Below are 17,589 nucleotides of genomic sequence, written 5' to 3'. Positions count from 1 at the left end.
ATAAATCCCGCTATTCGGAGAACCCCGCCACGGACCCGCGCCGAGCGTCCCCGGCGTCCGCCTCGTCGAGCGACCGCGAGAGGTGCTCGACCTCGTCCCGGAGCTCCGCGATGCGCGCTTCGAGGCGCCGGAACTCCTCGCTTGCTTCGAGTTCGGCCGCCGTCTTCTCGACGGCGAGGACGTTCCGGCGGACGAGCTTCGCCGAGAGCTCGCGCTGGAGGTCGTCGTGGGTGCGCCGGGCGTAGAACTCCTCGACCATCCTCAGCAGGTCCGCCCGCGTCACGGGCTTGCAGAGGTAGTCGTCGACCGGCACGTCGACGATGTCGAAGTCGGGGTCGACGGCGGTCACCATCGCCACGTAGGCGTTGTAGTTCCGCCCGCGGATGCGGCTGAGCACCTCGTCGCCGGGGGTGTTCGGCAGCTTCCGGTCGAGCAGGACCACGTCCACCTCCGGGCCCATCATCGCCAGGGCCTCGTCCCCGCCGTACGCCGTCCGGACGTCGTACTCGTCCGACAGGTAGGACGCGTAGAGCTCCGCGAGGTTCACCTCGTCTTCGACGACGAGGACTGTGGCCCTTTCAGTCATCGATCCGATATTGTCGATACTGTGGTAAGAAAACTTCGGCCGAGTGGCGACGACGAACTCGGGGACGGCGGAAGGAAACTCCATGATCGATCCGAACTGTTTCCGCGCTGCGGTTGGCCCGCGAGGTGCTCACCGCCGGACCGGCGGTCCGACGAGCCTGCGCTCGCGCAGACACCGCTCAGTCATCGGACTATCCCAGTGAAACCGCTGCACTTCGGGGCCTACCGGCCCACTCAGTGCCGGTCAGTCGTCGCTTTCACGACCGATGACTGCAGGTCGCCCACGAGGGGCTCCCCGATCAGTCATCGGACGGAGCCGCCGCTCCGCCGCCACTCACGCCGGTGCCGGGGCCGATCTCGATGCCGAGTGCTTCGAGTTTCTCGTCGGGGACGACGCCGTCCTCCCAGTCGCGGACGTCGTAGTACTCCGCTTTCATCTCGTCGAGTTCGCAGTACTCGCCCTCGCTCGCGCCCTGCCCGCGGACGCCGTCTTCGAGGAAGCGGTCGGGCAGGGTGTCGTCGTCGCCGTCGAAGCCGACGAGGTTGTTGTAGTACCGCTCCAGGTTGTAGATCCGCTCGCCCGCTTCGAGCAGATCGTCTTCGGAGTAATCGAGACCGGTCATCCCGTTGTACTGGAGCACGTACTCCTCGATGCCCTCCGCGAAGGCGTTGAACTTGCAGATGTCGAACGAGTCGGAGATGGCGTGCATGTCCTGGAACGTGGCGGTGAGCTCCCCCTTGCCCTCCCACTCGTAGGGGTCGACCTTCTCGGGGATGCCGAGGATCTCCGCGGCCGGCGTGTACCCGCGCAGGTGGCAGGCCCCGCGGTTCGAGGTGGCGTAGCCGATGCCCATCCCCTTCATGCAGCGGGGGTCGTACGCGGCGATCGCCTGCCCCTTCACGTCGAGGCGGCAGTCGTGCGCGTCGATCTCCTCGGCCATGCGCCGCTGGCCCTCCGCGAGCAGGTCCGCGAGGTCGCCCTCGCGGTGGGCGACGCGCTCGATCATCTCGATCATCGTCTCCTCGTCGCCCCACTCCAGGCCCTCGCCGAGGTCGTCGAGGTAGCCCTTCTCGGTGGCCTCCATCGCCATCGCCATGATGTTGCCCATCTCGATGGTGTCGACGCCGTAGTCGTTACACCGGTCGATCATCACGGCGACCTTGTCGCGGTCGTCGCTCATCGAGTTGGGCCCGAGCGCCCACGCGGACTCGTACTCGTAGGACTCCATCCGGACGTTCATCTCCTCGCCCTTGTGGTGGACGTCGACCTCGACCTCCTTCTTGCACGCGACCGGACAGGAGTGACAGGTCGGCTCGTCGACGAGGATGTTCTCCCGGACGTTCTCGCCCGAGACGTTCTCCGAGTCGATGTTCGGCTCGCTCGGCGACTCCTCGGCCTCGGAGGCGGTCGAGGTGTACCGGCCGTTCTGGGTCGGCAGCCCGTCCATCTCCTCGGTGACGTTCATCAGCACGTTCGTCCCGAACTGCGAGAGGCCGCCCTCGTTCGGCGCGGTGACGTCGGACTCCTGGATGGCCTGCATCGCCTGCTTGTGGCCCTCCATGAACGTCTCCTTGTCCTCCGGCTTCGGCATGTCGGTGCCGGACTTGACGACGACCGCCTTGAGGTTCTTCGAGCCCATGACCGCGCCGGTGCCGCCGCGGCCCGAGGCGCGGTCGTCCTCGTTGATGATGCAGCCGAACCGCACTTGGTTCTCGCCGCCCTGCCCGATCGCCATGGCCGAGAGGTTCTTGCCGTACGCGCCGTCGACCTCGCCCTCCAGTTCGTCCAGCGTGTCGTGGACGCCCTGGCCCCACACGTGCGAGGCGTCACGCAGTTCGACCTCGCCGTCCTCGACGACGGCGTAGACGGGGTCGTCGGCCTGGCCCTCGAACAGGAGGCCGTCGAAGCCCGCCCACTTGAGGCGCGCGCCCGACCATCCGCCGTGGTGCGAGTCCGTCACCGTTCCCGTCAGCGGCGACTTCGTGCAGACGGCGATGCGGCCGCTCATCGTCGTCTGCGTCCCCGTCAGCGGGCCGTTCATGAACGCCAGCAGGTTGTCCGGACCTAACGGATCGACGTCCGGCCCCTGCTCGAAGACGTACTTCACGCCCAGTCCGCGCGCCCCGATGTACTTCTTCGCGTCCTCCTCGTCGATGCCTTCGTACCGCACGTCTCCCTCGGACAGGTCGACCCTCGCGACCCTGTCCTGAAACCCTCCGATGTCGGTCATTGTTAATTACGTTCGTTACATATGCTCTCCAATGTGTTAGCCGTTAGCATAGCGGCGTAACCGTCGGCGGTTACGTTCGCGCACTTATGGGCCGGTCGGGTTCCGGGACCCCGCCGTCGCACCGCGCCGAACCGGTCAGTTTTTTCGGCGACCGGTTCCGGGATCGAACGTGCACCGACGCTGGCTCCCCGCGCTCGCCGTCGCGGTCGCCCTCCTCGTCGCGTCGGCGGTCCCGCCCGGCCCCGCGGGCGGCGCGGCCGGCCCGCTCCCGCTCGACAAACTCCTCCACGGCGCGGGCTACGCCGCGCTGGCCGGAACGCTGGTCGTCGGGCTGACCGCGCACCGGCGGTCCACCAAGTGGGCCGCCGGGCTCTCGGTCTGCGGCGCGACGTCGTACGGACTCGCGATAGAACTGCTACAGGCGGGCATCCCCTACCGAGCGTTCTCCCTGGCCGACGCCGGCGCGAACGCGCTGGGCGCGGTCCTCGGCGCCGCCGTCGTCGTCGGATATCGTCGGAGGATGGGGCGATAGGCGGGACTCGCCAGACAGCTGTGACTTCGCTGCCGGTATCACGCCTCGGAGTCGCTCTCCGGGGCGGGGTCGCTCCAGACGAACTCGTCCGCGGCCCCCGCCGCGGACGCGTCCGCATCGTCGCCCTCCTCCGCGACGAAGACGTCGTTCGTCTCGAAGACGTCTGCTGATTCGCGTGCCGCCACGTCGTCAGTCCCGTTCCCCTCGACGCTCGCTCGGTCCCCGGCCGAACGAGTTGTAGTCTCCGGGATGCCGGTTCGCGGCGCGTCCCGGTCGCGGCCGCCGCTTCCCCCGGAAGCGGCTTCCGCGCGGTCCGGCGCCAGCGGATCGGCGTCGTCGGTCGTGCCGCCGGCAGGTCTCTCGGTCGGGTCCTCGGCCGCCGCCGGACCGTCGGGAGCGTAGACGTACGCCACGTTCCCGTCGATCACCACGTATCGCTCCGTCCGGCGGTCGGAGACGACGCGGCGGTCGGCGTCGATGGCGACGTCGACCAGGTCCGCGAGCGAGGCGATCGCGACGCGCCGGTCGGCGACGTCGTCCGGTACCTCGCCGTGAGAGACCCACTCGGCGAACCGGTCCCGCTCCAGTCGGCGCTCGACCGCTCGCGGGTCGACGCCGCGCCGCCGGACGACGCCAGCGTGACCGGCACCGAGCAGGAAGCCGAGCGCCAGCGGGGCCGACCAGAGGGACCACGACGCGACAGTGACGCCGAACAGCGCCGTCGTCCGGTCCTCGTCGGCCCGGGTGACGACCTCGCGGTCGTGGTACGTGTCGCTCGTACCGAGGCCGTCGCCGAGCGAGTAGGAGCGGTCGCCGACGCTGAGTCCCGCGCTGCTTCGCAGTTCCCCGCTGCGGCTCCCCGTCTCGTAGGCGGCGCGGTGGACCACGACGGCGCTGACGGTCGTCCGCGACCCCGTCTCCCCGCGTATCGCCTCGATCCGGTCGCGCACGTCGGCCACGTTCACCGTCGCCGACACCGTCGCGGGGTCGTCGCCCGCGACGCCCTCGGCGTGCCCGATAGGAACCGGCTCCTCCCAGTACGTCTCGCCGCCGCGCTTCGCGCGGTAGGTCAGCACGAGGTCCTGGGTGACGTTCGCCGACCGACCGTCGGAGACGCTCGTCTCGGCGGTGACGGTGAGGTTCGGCGCGGCCGCGGTCAGGTACGCCGGGCTGTCGCGGACGACCTCCCCGCGCTCGTACAGTTCGCTCTCGCCGGTGACCGTCGCCGAGTCCGACCCGTCCGCGGTGACCCTGACGGTGTCGGTCGCCATCCGGCTTGTCTCCGTCGGCGGCGAGGCGACGCCGACCGCCGTGACGCCCGCCGCGACGAGGCCGAGCACCGCCAGCGCGAGCACGACGCTCCTGCCGTGAGTGGCGACCAGCCGCTCGTACCGGAGCCGTCCGGCTGCGATCCAGCTCATAGCGTGATGTCGCAGTCCGTGGTGGACGCGCCGTCGTCGATGGTCGAGTGCCTGTCCGTCGCGACGGCGCGAACGCCGTCCCCCGTGGCGTTGGCGTGGAAGTACACGTCGTCGCCGTCGTAGGCGCTTTCGTTGTCCGTCTCCAGCCCGACCGTCCGCGAAATCCCGGTCCCGAGCGAGAAGCTGGTCTGGTTCCCCTCGCGGCCGTTCCCCAGCGTCAGGTTACCGTACTTCTCGGAGTCCTCGCGGAGCGCCACGGTGACCGTCACCGACCGGTCGAACCGGTTGGTGACGTTGACGAGCTTGCAGGTCTCCCCCGTCTTCAGCGCGGAGTGGTTGCTCAAGCCGAGGATCGCGTTCCCGTCGTCGGCGACGGCGATTCCCGATCCTCGTCCCACCGATCCGGTGTCGAACGACGCCGACGGCGGCATCGCCGTCAGCAGGAGCAGGCTCGTCACCGCGACGACGACCACCGACAGCCAGGGTCGCCCCGAACGCCGACGGGAGCGGGTGCGTCGGCGCATCTCACTTCCCCCGAAGCGGTCCGCGCCAGCGGCCCGACCGCAGCGGTTCTCGCCCGTCTATCGTCAGCAGGTACAGCGCGGCGACCGGCAGGTGCCCGACGCCGACCGTCAGTACCGCGGCGACCAGTGGGTGAACCGCGTGCGCCGCGCGGACGATCCCCGCCGGGAGGACCCTCGGGTACTGGTACACCCGAACGGTCGCGGCGTCCGCGCCGGAGCCGTCCCTCGCGAGCGTCAGCGTGACCTCGCCGGTCGTCGCCCCGCTTTCGTCGGCGTTCGCGGACCCCTTCTCGCCGGTCGTTTCTCCGCCGTCGGTCGTCGCCTCCCCGCCGTCCGCGGGCTTCGCTTCCCCGTCGCCCGCCGACGACCTGTCTACGATCCGGACGCCGGACGCCGCTATCGCCCGGTACGAGTACGGCGACGATGCCATCGATAACGTCACGTTCGCGCTGTCGTTCTCGAAGATTACCGTCTCCGGCGTCGCTCCGTCGGCGGAATCGCTGACCGGGAAACGCACCGTGCCGCCGGTCAGCAGGACGCCGACGACGCCGACGATGACGCTCGCGGCGATCAGCCCGCGGAACAGCGTCCGCGCGCTGAGCACGTCCCGCGACCGGGACGAGGACGAACCGACGAGGGCGGCGACCAACAGGGCGCCGGCCCCCGCGAGGACCGTCGCGTGCTTCGACGCGAACCGCACCGCGTCCCCGACGTGGGGCACCGTCACCGGCCCGCCGCCGAGCGTCAGGACGGTCCCCTCGACGTCCGACTGCCGAACGGGCGGATGACCGGCGGCCTGGTCCGTGATCGGGTTGTTGTCCCCCTTCGTGACGTACCCCGACTCCGTCTCCGCGACGACGCGGTGCGTGACGTACTCCTCGCGGTGGTCGGACCAGAAAGTGACGACGTCTCCCGGGCCGGCGTCGTCCGCTGGGACGACGACGAACCCGTCACCGGTCGATATCGTCGGCTCCATGCTGTCGGAGTAGACGTAGGCCGCCCCGAGCGGCGTCGCCGCTGAGAGCGCCACGAACCCGACCAGCACGACCGCGCCGACGTAACGGTACATCAGTCTGAAACGAGGTGGGACGTGGTTACGTCGCCGTGATCGTCAGGTCGCCGGAGAGCGATTCAGCGCTCGTCGTCCCCGTCGAATTGACTTCCATCACGACGTAGGCCGTCTCCGTGCTACCCAGATCGAACGACCCGGAGCCACTGTCGGAGGCAGTCGCGAGCTTCGAGCCCGTGCTGTTGTACGCCGTGAACGTCACGCTCGAGTCAGTAGCCGGCGACCCGGAGAAAGCGTACGAGAGCGTGTAGGTGTGAGTGGCATCGTCGTTGTTGGTAACGTTGAACGCGTAGGTGGTAGTCGCGCTCGAGTGGTCACCGATCGTGTAGTTAGCGTTCCCGTTGATGCCGTCGGCGTTGCTGCTCACGTTCGAGAAGTCGATCGAGAGCTGGTTGTTCGAGTCGTACTGAACGACGCCGCTGTTCGTTCCGCCGCCCGGCGCGAGGCCGGTGGCGGCCGCGTCGTCGCCGACAACTTGGACCGTGGCCGCACGGTCGACGCTACCGCTGGTGAACGCGGCCGAACCCATTGCGACCGACGCGATCAATACTGTGCCGATTACCAAGACAGCTTTGCGCTGCATATATCTGGAGAACTGATATGTAGGGTTATACCTTCCCGCCATTATATTAGGGACGTCTGAAATATTCCCTAACATATTTGGCTCCCTGGTACATTTCGGTGGCAAGCATCGATGAATATCTCTCTATGACATCAGATATCCGAGTACTCTGCGTAGACGATAACGAGCGGATCACGTCGCTCGTCGCCGACCACTTCGAACACACCCAGCCGGACATCGAGGTGGTCGCCGAGGCGGCGCCCGCCGACGCCCTCGACAGACTGGACGCCGGCGAGCGCGTCGACTGCGTCGTGAGCGACTACCGGATGCCGGCGATGGACGGGCTGGAGTTCCTCGACGCCGTCCGCGAGCGCCGGGCCGACGTCCCGTTCGTCCTCTTCACCGGCGAGGGGAGCGAGAGCGTCGCGGCGGCGGCCATCCGCGCGGGCGCGACGGACTACATCAGGAAATCGACCGGCACCGGCCAGTACGAACTGCTCGCCAACCGCATCAGGAACGCGGTCGACGGGCGGCGGCGGCAGCGCTCCTACGAGGTGCTGTTCGACGCCGTCGACGACCCGGTGTTCGTCGTCGACGACGAGGGCGACGTGGTCGACGCTAACCCCGCCGCCTGCACCCTGTGGGGCTGTTCGGCGGAGTCGGACGACGATCTGACGCTCGACGCGCTGGCGGCGACGGTGCCCGACGACGGCGGGACGCCCGTGGCGGAGTGGCTCCGGTCGCGGGAGACGCTCCCCGACGACGTCGTCGACTGGCGCTGCGAGCGGGCGGACGGCGATCCGGTCTGGATAGAGGTGAACCTCAGGCGCATCCACCTCGGCGGCCGACCGCGGGTGTACGTCACCGCACGCGACGTGACGGGGCGCCGCCGCCGCGAGCGGGCGCGGGACGCCCTCCTGAGCACGACCCGGGAGCTGATGACGATGACGGCGAAGGAGTCCGTCCTCTCGACCGCCGTCGAAACGGCGAGCGACCTGCTCGGCGCGACGGTCAATCGGGCGTACCTCCTGGAGGAAACCGGGGGTGCGAGCCGACCCGCCGCGGCGACCGACGACGCGAGGGCGGCGCTGAGCGACGCCGCCCTGACCGTCGACGTCGCCGTCGAGGACCTCATCTTCCCGCGGTCGTCCGACCGGCGGTACGACCTCAGCGAGGGCGACGACGCGCCCGAGGGCCTGTCGGCCGACCTCCGCGTGCCGCTCGGCGAGCACGGCGTCCTCTACGCCGGCGCGACGGACGGGGAGGGGTTCGACCGGTACGACCGCGACCTCGCGCAGATACTCGCCGCCCACGTCGGCGGCGCGCTCGACCGGGCCGACCGGGACCGGCTGCTCCGGGACCGCGAGCGCCAGCTCGCCGACCAGCGCGACGAGCTGGAGGCGCTGAACAACATGAACGAGGTGATCCGGGACGTCAACCAAGCGCTCGTCCACGTCTCGACGCGGGAGGAGATCGAGCGGCTCGTCTGCGAGCAGTTCGGCGCCGCCGACCAGTACCAGTTCGCGTGGCTCGGCCGCTACGACCTCGAAGACGGGACCGTCGCGCCGCGGTTCCGGGCGGGCGTGGGCGACGGCTACGTGACCGACTCGCCGATAGCCGTCGCCGAGGACCCCGTCCTCGTCGAGACCGTCGAGGAACGCGACGTGACGGTGGTGCCCGACGTCGCCAGGAGCGACCTCCCGGCCGAGCGGATCGACATGGCGCGGGCGCGGGGCTACCGCTCGGTCGCCGCCGTGCCCGTCACGTACCAGAACATCCTCTACGACGTGCTCGTCGTCTACGCGGGGTCCCGCGAGGCGTTCGGGCCGAGGGAGCGGGACATGCTCGCGGAGCTCGGCGAGACGATCGGTTACGCGATCAACACCGCGCAGCGCCGCTCCGCGCGGATCGACATGGGCGCGGTTGAACTGACGTTCACCCTGCGGGACTCGTCGTCGCTGCTCGTCGCCCTCTCGGAGGCGGTCGGCTGCGGGGTCGAACTCGTCGGGCGCTCCCTCCGGTCGGACGGCCGGCTCCACCTGTTCGTCCGCGCGGACGACGCCGAGGAGGGAGCCGTCGCCGCGTGGGCGGCGGGCGTGTCGACGGTGGACCGCGTCCGCGACCTCGGCGACGGCGACGACCGGGTGTACGAGGTGGCGATCCGGGAGTCCCCGCTGGTCGAGTACGTCGCCGACCACGGCGCGACGCTGTCGACCGCGCGGGCCGAGGACGGGCGGGGACGGGTCGTCGTCGAGGTGCGCGAGAGCGCCGACGTCCGCCGGCTCGTCGAGCGGTTCGAGAGCGGGTTCGACGGCGCGCAACTCGTCTCCCGGAGCGACGTGACGGACCGCGGGGACGGGGACGGCGACCCGTGGTCGGCCCTGACCGCGCGCCTGACTGACAGGCAGCGCGAGGTGCTGCAGGTCGCGTACCACAGCGGCTTCTTCGAGTGGCCCCGGTCGCAGAACGGCGAGGAGGTCGCGGACGTGCTCGGCATCACCCAGCCCACCTTCCACCAGCACCTGCGGGTCGGCCAGCGGGAACTGCTCGCCGGCGTCTTCGAACGCCGGCGGCCGTGAACGAAGTCGCTTTACCGTTCGGACCGCTACGGACCGCCAATGAGCAAGCCGAGCCCCGAAGTGTACGAGCAGGGCAAGGGGATGGACGCCCACAACAAGGTGATGCGGGACATCCGCTCCGAGAAGGACGCGTCCTACGACCCCCACGAGCCCACGCGGGTGTGGATCGACGAGGACAACACGCCCGACGGGGTCTACCAGAGCCTCACCATCATCCTCAACACCGGCGGGTGTCGCTGGGCGCGGGCCGGCGGCTGCACGATGTGCGGTTACGTCGCGGAGTCCGTCGAGGGCGGGAGCGTCGCCCACGACGCGCTGATGGACCAGATCGACGCCTGTCTGGAGCACGAGGCCGAGAACGCGGACGAGAAGTCCGGCCTCATCAAGATCTACACGAGCGGCTCCTTCCTCGACGAGCGCGAGGTCGGCGCGGAGTCCCGGCAGGCGATCGCCGAGGCGTTCGCCGACCGCGACCGCATCGTCGTCGAGAGCCTGCCCGACTTCGTCGACCGCGAGAAGCTCGCCGACTTCACCGAGGTGGGCCTCGAAACCGACGTGGCGGTCGGCCTCGAAACCGGCACCGACCGCGTGCGCCACGACTGCGTCAACAAGTACTTCGACTTCGACGAGTTCGTCGCGGCCAGCGAGGAGGCCGACGCCGCCGGGGCCGGCATCAAGGCGTACCTGCTGATGAAACCGCCCTTCCTCAGCGAGGCCGAGGCCGTCGAGGACATGAAGCGGTCGGTCCGCAAGTGCGCCGAGTACGCCCACACCGTCTCGATGAACCCGTGTAACGTCCAGCGCTACACGATGGTCGACGAGCTGTTCTTCCGGGACGGCTACCGCCCGCCGTGGCTCTGGAGCGTCGCCGAGGTGCTCGAAGACACGGCCGACGCCGACGCCATCGTCGTCTCGGACCCGGTGGGCCACGGGAGCGACCGCGGCCCGCACAACTGCGGCGAGTGCGACGACCGCGTCCAGAAGGCGATCAAGGACTTCGACCTGCGCCAGGACCCCACCGTGTTCGAGCAGGTCTCCTGCGAGTGCGAGCGCACCTGGGAGGCGGTCATCGAGCGCGAGAAGAGCTACAGCATGCCGCTGACCCGGTAGTCTAACCGATCGGCGGCCCTCCAGTCCCGCGATTTCTACGATCCGCGATCGCCGCGACCGACGACCCAGCGAGCGTCGGCGCTAGGTGTCCGACTCGACCTCCGTCTCGCCGGCGCGGGTCCCCCGTCGGGCCCGCGGCACGCGGATGGTGACGACGCTCCCGCGGGGCTCGTTGTCGGCGAAGGTGAGCGCGCCGCCGGACTGCTCGACGACCCAGTTGACCAGCCAGAGGCCCAGCCCGCTGGCGTGGCGCAGTTGCGTTATCTCGCGGTCCTCGAAGAGGAGCTCCCGCTCCATCTGCGGGATCCCCGGGCCCTCGTCCCGGACCTCGACCGCGACCGCGTCGTCCTCGTGCCGGACCTCGACCCGGACCGTCGGGTCCGTCCGGTCGTTGTGGAGGACGGCGTTCTCGACGACGTGGTAGATCGCCGTTTCGAGGAGGCTGTCGGCGCTGGCGAGCGCGCGGTCGGGGACCGAGCACTCGACGGTCGCGAACGGGTACTCCTCGCGGACGCGCTCGGCGACGGCGGCGGCCTCGGACGCGACGTCCGTCGGCCCCGCCGCGCGCTCGCCGTCGCCGAGCGTCCGCTCGACCGCCCGGGTCTTCTCGGCGAGTTCGATGAGCTCCGTCGCGCGGTCCTCGATGGCGTCCACCGCGGGGCTCAGGTCGGGCGAAACGTCCCGGGAGAGCGTCTCCGCGTACCCCCTGATGATGTTCATCCCGTTGCGCAGGTCGTGGCGGAGGACGCGGTTCAGCACTTCCACGCGCTTGCGTCGCTGCTTGCGCTCCGTGATGTCGGTGTAGACGACGTAGCGTTCGGGGTGGCGCTCGCCGAGGCGGACCGGGACCACCGTCGCGAGGAACTCGCGGATCCCGTCGGTCGTCCGGCGCTCGACCTCGCGCTCGAGCGTCTCGCCGGCGGCCGCGCGCCTGCTGAGGGCCCTCGCCTCGGACCGCTCCTCCGGCGGGACGAGGTAGTCGTAGACGGACTCGCCGACGACGGCGTCCGCGTCGTACCCGAACACGCGCTCGAACGCCGGGTTCACGTCGGTGAACACCGGGTCGCCGTCCTCGCCGTCGCGGACGCTCACCACGGGGTCGGGGACGTTCTCGAACAGCGCGGCGAAGCGGTCGCGCTCCTCCCGGAGGTCGGACTCGAAGCGGACCCGTTCGAGCGCGTTCGCCACGTGGGACATGAGCAGCTCCGCCAGCTCCGCGTCGCTCTCGTCGAACGCACCGACGGTCGTCGACACCGCCTGGAACACGCCGACGTCGCCGATGGGAACGGAGAGCACTCCCCGGTAGTCGTCGGAGACCGGGTCAGCGATATCGCTCTCCCTTGCGTCGTCGATGCGGTGCGTCTCGCCGCTGCGGTGCGTCGCGGTGACGAGGTTGTCGCCGAGTTCCCGTCGCGTCTCGACCTCGTCCGGGAGCGGCCCCGACGAGAGGGCGACGATGACGGACTCGTCGCCCTCGATCCGCTGCGCCGCACAGATGTCGAAGTTGAGCACCTGCTGGGCGGCCTCGACCGCCTGGTCGTATATCTCCGCCTCGGTCTCGCAGGCGTCGAGGTCCGAGGCGACCTCGTGGAGGTTGCGCACCTTCCGCTTCTGTCGGCGCAGGGCGTCCTCCATCTCCTTGCGCTCGCTGACGTCCCGCACGGTCCCGACGGTCCCCTCGAACCCGGCGTCGGCGGGGAGCAGGGACATGTTCACCTCGCAGGGGATCCGGTCGCCGTCCCTCGTCGTCAGGGAGATATCGTAGGTCTGTACCGGATCGCTCCCGTCGTCGAGGAGGTCGGCGACGAGGCGGCGGCCGGCCTCGACGTCCTCGTCGTCCAGCAGCACGGAGACGTGCTCGCCGAGCAGCTCCTCGCGGTCGTACCCGGTGATGGTGAGCATCGTGTCGTTGACGGCGGTGTAGCGCCCGTCCGCGTCCAGCGCGTAGACGCCGTCGCCGACCGCCTCGACGATGGTGTCCCGGCGTTCGAGCTCCCGACGGCGCTCGGCGCTGTCGAGCGCCGCCGCCGTCGTCGTCGCGACGACGTTCGCGAGGTGGACGTCAGTGTCGTCGAACCCGCTGGTCTCGCGCGAGCCGAGCACGAGCACGCCGTGGTCGCCGAGCGGGAAGTACGAGACGCTCCCGATACCGTCGGGAAAGGCGTCGCCGTAGACCGTCTCGTCCACCGGCACCGCGTCGTACACGGCGTGCTCGTCCGCGGCGAACGCCTCCCACATGATGCCGTCACCGGGGCCCACCGACGGGAGGTCGCCGAGCAGTTCGACCGCGGCGTCGGTCGCGGCGGCGGATTCGAGGCGGCCGGTCTCCGCGTCGTACAGCCGCACGCCCGCGAGCGGCTGGCCGAGCAGGTCGAAGGCGGCGTCGACGACCGTCTCGGCGACGCCGTCTTTCGTCTCCGCCCGCATCATCTCCCGCGTCGTCTCCTGTAGCGACTCCAGCGCCTCGGTGCGTCGCACCTGCTCCGAGACGTCCCGGACGAACGAGAGGACGCCGACCACCTCGCCCGCGTCGGAGACCAGCGGGGCGCTGTTCCACTCACAGACGACCGTCTCGCCGTCCTTCCGGACGTTCTCGTTGACGATCCGCCGCCCGCCCTCGCCCGCGACCAGGTCCTCCCACACCGCGTCGACCGCCTCGCGCTCGGCGGCCGGGAGGATGAGTTCCGTCGGAGCGCGACCGAGCGCTTCCGCGCGTTCGTACCCGAACAGCTCCTCCGCCGCGGGGTTCCACGCGGCGACGCGGAAGTCGAGGTCCCACTCGACGATGGGGAGCGGCGACTGCTCGACGAGCATGGAGAGGCCGGCGGCGGTGCTGGCGGCGCGCTCCGCCGAGGGCTCGTCGGACCGCTCTTCCCCGCCGTCGAGCAGCGCCGTTACGCGCTCGACGAGCGTGGCGACGCCGTCCGCCTTCGGCACGTAGCCGTCGGCGCCGGCGGCGACCGCGCGCCCGGCGAGCGATTCGTCTCCGGCGTCGGTGTAGGCGACGAACGCGCCCGCCGCGGCGTCGATTAGCGACAGGCCATCGCCGTCCGGGAGGGCCGTCTCGGCGACGACGCAGTCGAACGACGCCTCATCGAGTGCCGCGCGCGCCGCAGACAGGTCGCCGACCGACTCGACGCTCGCGCCCGCGTCGGAGAGCGCGTCGCGGACGCGCGACCTGACGGCGCTCGCCGGGTCGACGTGGAGGACAGTTTTCCTTTTCGACATGTATATTTCCGTTACTGTTCCGTCTCATCCGAGCAACGCGGCGGACGAACTTGAATGTTCCACCGACAGTATTTAAAATGATACAGTTAGTCGGCGCGCTCGAACCCGCGGAGGATCCCCTGGCCGTCGGTCGGCCCGACGTCGGGAAGCGTCGCGCGCTCGGGATGAGGCATCAGCACGGCGACCGTTTCGTCCTCGCCGAGGACGCCCGCCACGTCGTGCTTCGAGCCGTTGGGGTTCGCCTCGGCGGTGCGCTCGCCGTCCTCGTCGCAGTACCGGAAGAGGACGCGCTCCTCGTCCTCCAGTTCGGCGAGGCGGTCGTCGTCGACCTCGTAGCGGCCCTCGCCGTGGGCGATGGGGACCTCGATCACCTCGCCCTCCTCGTACGCCGCCGTCCACGGCGTGTCCGCGCGCTCGACCCGGAGGTGGACGCGCTCGCACTGGAAGCGCGCGCTCTCGTTCGTGGTGAACGCCCCCTCCGTGAGACCGGACTCGCAGCCGATCTGCGCGCCGTTGCAGACGCCGAGCACGGGGACGCCGTCCGCGGCGGCCTCGCGCACCTCCTCCATGATCGGGGAGCGGGCGGCCATCGCGCCGGCGCGCAGGTAGTCGCCGTAGGAGAAGCCGCCGGGGAGCAATACGCCTGTCGTCTCCGCCGGGAGGCCGTCCTCGTGCCAGACGATCTCGGCGTCGATGTCGAGGTGTGAGAGCGCGCGTTCGGCGTCGCGGTCGCAGTTCGAACCGCCGAAGCGGACGATTGCGACGGTCACAGCGACCACCTCGTGTGGGAGCAGAGCGTCGTAATCGTTGTGGCAACGGTCATCGGTATCTATCGCTCGTCGACGCTCACGTCGTAGTCGTGGATGGTCGGGTTCGCGAGTAGGCGCTCGGCCATCTCGTCGACGCGGTCGGCCGCCGCCTCGGGCGATTCGGCGTCCAGATCGATCTCGAAGCGGTCCGCGGAGCGCAGGTCCTCCAGTTCGAAACCGAGGCGTTCGAGCGAGCGCTGGGTCGTCTCTGCCTCGGGGTCTAACACGCCGCGCTTGAGTCGCACCGTGACGGTGGCGGTGTAGGCGGTCATCACCTGAACAGGCGCGTTCGTGTTCAAAAACTCTTGTGACTCGTCTTCGGTATACACGTTCGTGCCTACCCAACGTTCGCGCCGAAAAGAAGGCTTTTCCCGACGCGTGGCTGAGAGGTTGCCGATGACGCCGCTCCAATCGAACAGGAGGTGGAGGCGATGACGACCGACCTGACCGAGATCACGGTGATCGGAGGAGACGACACCGGACTCATCGCGCGAGTGACGTCGCTCCTGTTCGAGCGCGGAATCAACATCGAGGACCTGGACCAGGCCGTCCGCGACGGCCTGTTCCGCATGACGATGTCGGTGGACACCTCCGACATGGTCTGTACCGACGCGACGCTCCGCCGCGACCTCCACGACCTCGGCGACGACCTCGGGGTCGACGTGCAGGTCCGGTTCCCGAGCGACCGCGACACCCAGCAGATCGCCGTCCTCGTCACGAAGGAGTCCCACTGCCTTGAGGCGCTGTTCGAGGCGTGGGCCAACGACGACCTCGGCGCGGACATCAGCGTCGTGATCGGCAACCACGACGACCTGCAGCCGCTGGCCGAGCAGTACGGCGTCCCGTTCCACGATATCGGCGACGAGAAGGGACAGCCCGACGAGGACGAACTGCTCGACCTGCTTGCGGAGTACGACACCGACCTCATCGTCCTCGCGCGGTATATGCGCATCCTCAGCCCGAACGTCGTGTTCCGCTACGAGGACCGCATCATCAACATCCACCCGAGCCTCCTGCCGGCCTTCCCCGGCGCGAAGGCCTACCGGCAGGCGCTCGAGGAGGGCGTCCGCATCGCGGGCGTCACCGCTCACTACGTGACGACGGACCTCGACCAGGGCCCGATCATCACCCAACGCGCGTTCGACGTGCCCGACGACGCCACGGTGGAGGACCTCCGGAACCGGGGCCAGCCCCTCGAAGCCGACGCCCTGCTCGAAGCGGTCAAGCTCCACCTCGGCAACGACGTCAGCGTCCACCGCGGCCGCACGACGCTGCGGGACGACGCCGACGACTACCAGCTCGGCCTCACCCGCGAGGCGACCGAGGCCAACCCCGACCGGCCGCTCGACGGCATCGGGAAGGCGGTTGCCGACGGGGAGTCGGTCGAGGAATCGGCTGACGACTGATCGGTCGAGGGGCTCATCCCGAGACCGCGGTCGCAGCCAACGAGGCCGACGATTGACTGGCACGGCGGGGGCGGAGACCCCGACGCGCCCGTCGACCGACCGCCCGCTTTTTCGCCGGTTCAGTACCTACAGCGACCGGCACGCCCGGGGAAGAATTAACCCGCCGGCCGGTGCACCGGGCGTATGGGTGACGACACGTTCTCCCCGGGGTTAGACGGCATCGCGGTGGCGGAGACGCGGCTCAGCGACATCGACGGCGAGACCGGCGAGCTCGTCATCGGCGGCTACCCGGTCGAGGAGCTCGCGACGAACGCGACGTTCGAGGAGAGCTTCTACCTGCTGTTGCACGACCGACTGCCGACCGCCGACGAGCTGGACGAGTTCCGCGCCGACCTCGCGGGGCGGCGGGAGATCGGCGACGAGGTGCGGGCGGTCCTCCGGCGGGCCGCCGCCGACGGGAAGCCCGCGATGGACGCCCTCCGGATGGGCGCGGCGGCGGCGACCCTCGGCACCGACGACGGTGACCCGGAAGCGGACGCCAGACGGGTCGTCGCCGCGTTCCCGACCATCGTGGCGATGTACTGGCGGTACCGGCAGGACGAGGAGCCGGTCGCGCCCGACCCGGACCTCGGCCACGCGGGGAACTACCTCCGCATGTTGACCGGCGAGGAGCCCTCGGCTGCCGCCGAGCGCGGGTTGGAGACGTACCTGAACGCCGTCATCGACCACGGCCTCAACGCCTCGACGTTCACCGCGCGGGTCGTGGTGTCGACGGAGTCGGACGTGGTCTCCGCGGCGACCGCCGCGGTCGGCGCGCTCAAGGGGCCGCTCCACGGCGGCGCGCCCGGGCCGGTGTTCGACATGCTCCGGGACGTCCACGAGTCGGGCGACCCCGAGGGGTACGTTCGCGAGAAACTCGATGCCGGCGAGCGCCTGATGGGCTTCGGCCACCGGGTCTACCGGGTCCGCGACCCCCGCGCGGCGGTGCTGTCGACCGCCGCGGAACGGTTCTACGAGGAGCGCGGGGACGCCGACTTCTTCGAGACCGTCCGGGAGTTCGAGGACGTGGCCGTCGACGCGCTCGCGGAGCACAAACCCGACCGCAGGCTGGAGACGAACGTGGAGTTCTACACCGCCGCCCTGCTCCACGGCGTCGGCGTTCCGCGGGACCTGTTCACGGCGACGTTCGGCGTGGCGCGCGCCGGCGGGTGGACGGCGCACTGCCTCGAGCAGCTCGACGACAACCGGCTCGTTCGGCCCGCCTCGCGCTACGACGGCGCGACCGGGCGGACGTGGACGCCGGTCGAGAACAGGTGAGAGAGGGCCGTCAGGCGCGCCACTCGTCGAGGCAGTCGTCGCCGCAGAAGTGCCGGTGCTCGACGGTGCCGTCCTCGACCGACGTACGGACGCGGTGGTCCGAGTCCGCCACGACGGGGTCGCCGCACTGTTCGCACTCCGGCGCGTCCTCCTCGCTCACGTCCTCGCCGAGATCCGACGTCGGGTCGACCATTTGCACGGACCGAGGCGAGCGGC

The 17,589-nt window shown here is 70.0% G+C and carries 15 protein-coding genes; 5 read left to right on the top strand and 10 right to left on the bottom strand.

The genetic code is table 11. The features are described 5' to 3' along the window. Positions 1-10: 10 nt before the first annotated feature. Together D8670_RS05920 and D8670_RS05915 are read right to left on the bottom strand one after the other, a co-directional pair. Positions 11-586, bottom strand: coding sequence for a response regulator transcription factor (locus tag D8670_RS05920; RefSeq protein ID WP_121817579.1), 576 nt, complete (start codon positions 584-586; stop codon positions 11-13). Between the two features lie 298 nt (positions 587-884). Further along, positions 885-2,816 (bottom strand): aldehyde ferredoxin oxidoreductase family protein, encoded by a 1,932-nt coding sequence (locus D8670_RS05915; protein ID WP_121817145.1) that lies wholly within the window; start codon positions 2,814-2,816, stop codon positions 885-887. A 169-nt stretch (positions 2,817-2,985) separates the two neighbouring features. Between D8670_RS05915 and D8670_RS05910 the strand changes: the two genes are divergently transcribed. Then, positions 2,986-3,348 carry a VanZ family protein gene (locus tag D8670_RS05910; protein ID WP_121817144.1) on the top strand — a complete coding sequence of 121 codons (363 nt, stop codon included), beginning with the start codon at positions 2,986-2,988 and terminating at the stop codon, positions 3,346-3,348. Positions 3,349-3,386: 38 nt separating this feature from the next. On the opposite strand, the gene D8670_RS05905 is transcribed toward D8670_RS05910, so the two are convergent. From D8670_RS05905 to D8670_RS05890, 4 genes are read right to left on the bottom strand one after another with little or no spacing between them, the layout of a single operon-like run. Next, entirely contained in the window at positions 3,387-4,769 is a 1,383-nt protein-coding gene (locus tag D8670_RS05905) for a DUF5305 family protein (protein WP_121817143.1), read from the bottom strand. Continuing rightward, entirely contained in the window at positions 4,766-5,293 is a 528-nt protein-coding gene (locus D8670_RS05900; protein WP_162994201.1) for a hypothetical protein, read from the bottom strand. The genes D8670_RS05905 and D8670_RS05900 overlap by 4 nt, the downstream gene beginning before the upstream one ends. A 1-nt stretch (position 5,294) precedes the next feature. After that, positions 5,295-6,362: a signal peptidase I gene (locus tag D8670_RS05895; RefSeq protein WP_121817141.1), complete on the bottom strand. Its 1,068-nt coding sequence runs from the start codon at positions 6,360-6,362 to the stop codon at positions 5,295-5,297. 25 nt (positions 6,363-6,387) lie between these two features. Next, positions 6,388-6,945 (bottom strand): hypothetical protein, encoded by a 558-nt coding sequence (locus D8670_RS05890; protein WP_162994200.1) that lies wholly within the window; start codon positions 6,943-6,945, stop codon positions 6,388-6,390. Positions 6,946-7,070: 125 nt separating this feature from the next. Here D8670_RS05890 and D8670_RS05885 point away from each other — a divergent pair, with 125 nt between their 5' ends. Both D8670_RS05885 and D8670_RS05880 read left to right on the top strand, forming a co-directional pair. Continuing rightward, entirely contained in the window at positions 7,071-9,503 is a 2,433-nt protein-coding gene (locus D8670_RS05885) for a bacterio-opsin activator domain-containing protein (RefSeq protein WP_121817139.1), read from the top strand. Between the two features lie 39 nt (positions 9,504-9,542). Then, on the top strand, positions 9,543-10,613 hold the full coding sequence (locus D8670_RS05880) for an archaeosine biosynthesis radical SAM protein RaSEA (protein WP_121817138.1): 1,071 nt from the start codon (positions 9,543-9,545) through the stop codon (positions 10,611-10,613). An 81-nt stretch (positions 10,614-10,694) separates the two neighbouring features. Here the strand turns inward: D8670_RS05880 and D8670_RS05875 are convergent, their stop codons facing one another. From D8670_RS05875 to purS, 3 genes are all read right to left on the bottom strand, one after another. Beyond that, entirely contained in the window at positions 10,695-13,841 is a 3,147-nt protein-coding gene (locus D8670_RS05875; RefSeq protein WP_121817137.1) for a PAS domain S-box protein, read from the bottom strand. Positions 13,842-13,927: 86 nt separating this feature from the next. Beyond that, positions 13,928-14,611: a phosphoribosylformylglycinamidine synthase I gene (purQ, locus tag D8670_RS05870; protein WP_121817136.1), complete on the bottom strand. Its 684-nt coding sequence runs from the start codon at positions 14,609-14,611 to the stop codon at positions 13,928-13,930. A 59-nt stretch (positions 14,612-14,670) separates the two neighbouring features. Continuing rightward, complete coding sequence (purS, locus tag D8670_RS05865; RefSeq protein ID WP_121817135.1) at positions 14,671-14,922, bottom strand: phosphoribosylformylglycinamidine synthase subunit PurS; 252 nt, start codon at positions 14,920-14,922, stop codon at positions 14,671-14,673. A 159-nt stretch (positions 14,923-15,081) separates the two neighbouring features. Here purS and D8670_RS05860 point away from each other — a divergent pair, with 159 nt between their 5' ends. Then, positions 15,082-16,056: a formyltetrahydrofolate deformylase gene (locus tag D8670_RS05860; RefSeq protein ID WP_121817578.1), complete on the top strand. Its 975-nt coding sequence runs from the start codon at positions 15,082-15,084 to the stop codon at positions 16,054-16,056. A gap of 183 nt (positions 16,057-16,239) precedes the next feature. Next, entirely contained in the window at positions 16,240-17,373 is a 1,134-nt protein-coding gene (locus D8670_RS05855) for a citrate synthase/methylcitrate synthase (RefSeq protein WP_121817134.1), read from the top strand. 10 nt (positions 17,374-17,383) lie between these two features. Here D8670_RS05855 and D8670_RS05850 read toward each other — a convergent pair whose 3' ends face one another. Continuing rightward, complete coding sequence (locus tag D8670_RS05850; protein WP_121817133.1) at positions 17,384-17,566, bottom strand: DUF7576 family protein; 183 nt, start codon at positions 17,564-17,566, stop codon at positions 17,384-17,386. Positions 17,567-17,589 lie beyond the last annotated feature (23 nt).

Source organism: Halostella limicola (genome assembly GCF_003675875.1).
Taxonomy (GTDB): domain Archaea; phylum Halobacteriota; class Halobacteria; order Halobacteriales; family Natronoarchaeaceae; genus Halostella; species Halostella limicola.
Note: the sequence above shows the minus strand (reverse complement) of the source record. Positions and strands in the feature narration are given on the sequence as shown.

What these genes read in the sequence shown, in the direction of transcription:
- D8670_RS05920 (WP_121817579.1), bottom strand. Translation starts at nt 586, where the DNA reads ATGACTGAAAGGGCCACAGTCCTCGTCGTCGAAGACGAGGTGAACCTC.
- D8670_RS05915 (WP_121817145.1), bottom strand. Translation starts at nt 2,816, where the DNA reads ATGACCGACATCGGAGGGTTTCAGGACAGGGTCGCGAGGGTCGACCTG.
- D8670_RS05905 (WP_121817143.1), bottom strand. Translation starts at nt 4,769, where the DNA reads ATGAGCTGGATCGCAGCCGGACGGCTCCGGTACGAGCGGCTGGTCGCC.
- D8670_RS05900 (WP_162994201.1), bottom strand. Translation starts at nt 5,293, where the DNA reads ATGCGCCGACGCACCCGCTCCCGTCGGCGTTCGGGGCGACCCTGGCTG.
- D8670_RS05895 (WP_121817141.1), bottom strand. Translation starts at nt 6,362, where the DNA reads ATGTACCGTTACGTCGGCGCGGTCGTGCTGGTCGGGTTCGTGGCGCTC.
- D8670_RS05890 (WP_162994200.1), bottom strand. Translation starts at nt 6,945, where the DNA reads ATGCAGCGCAAAGCTGTCTTGGTAATCGGCACAGTATTGATCGCGTCG.
- D8670_RS05885 (WP_121817139.1), top strand. Translation starts at nt 7,071, where the DNA reads ATGACATCAGATATCCGAGTACTCTGCGTAGACGATAACGAGCGGATC.
- D8670_RS05880 (WP_121817138.1), top strand. Translation starts at nt 9,543, where the DNA reads ATGAGCAAGCCGAGCCCCGAAGTGTACGAGCAGGGCAAGGGGATGGAC.
- D8670_RS05875 (WP_121817137.1), bottom strand. Translation starts at nt 13,841, where the DNA reads ATGTCGAAAAGGAAAACTGTCCTCCACGTCGACCCGGCGAGCGCCGTC.
- purS (WP_121817135.1), bottom strand. Translation starts at nt 14,922, where the DNA reads ATGACCGCCTACACCGCCACCGTCACGGTGCGACTCAAGCGCGGCGTG.
- D8670_RS05860 (WP_121817578.1), top strand. Translation starts at nt 15,082, where the DNA reads ATGACGACCGACCTGACCGAGATCACGGTGATCGGAGGAGACGACACC.
- D8670_RS05855 (WP_121817134.1), top strand. Translation starts at nt 16,240, where the DNA reads ATGGGTGACGACACGTTCTCCCCGGGGTTAGACGGCATCGCGGTGGCG.
- D8670_RS05850 (WP_121817133.1), bottom strand. Translation starts at nt 17,566, where the DNA reads ATGGTCGACCCGACGTCGGATCTCGGCGAGGACGTGAGCGAGGAGGAC.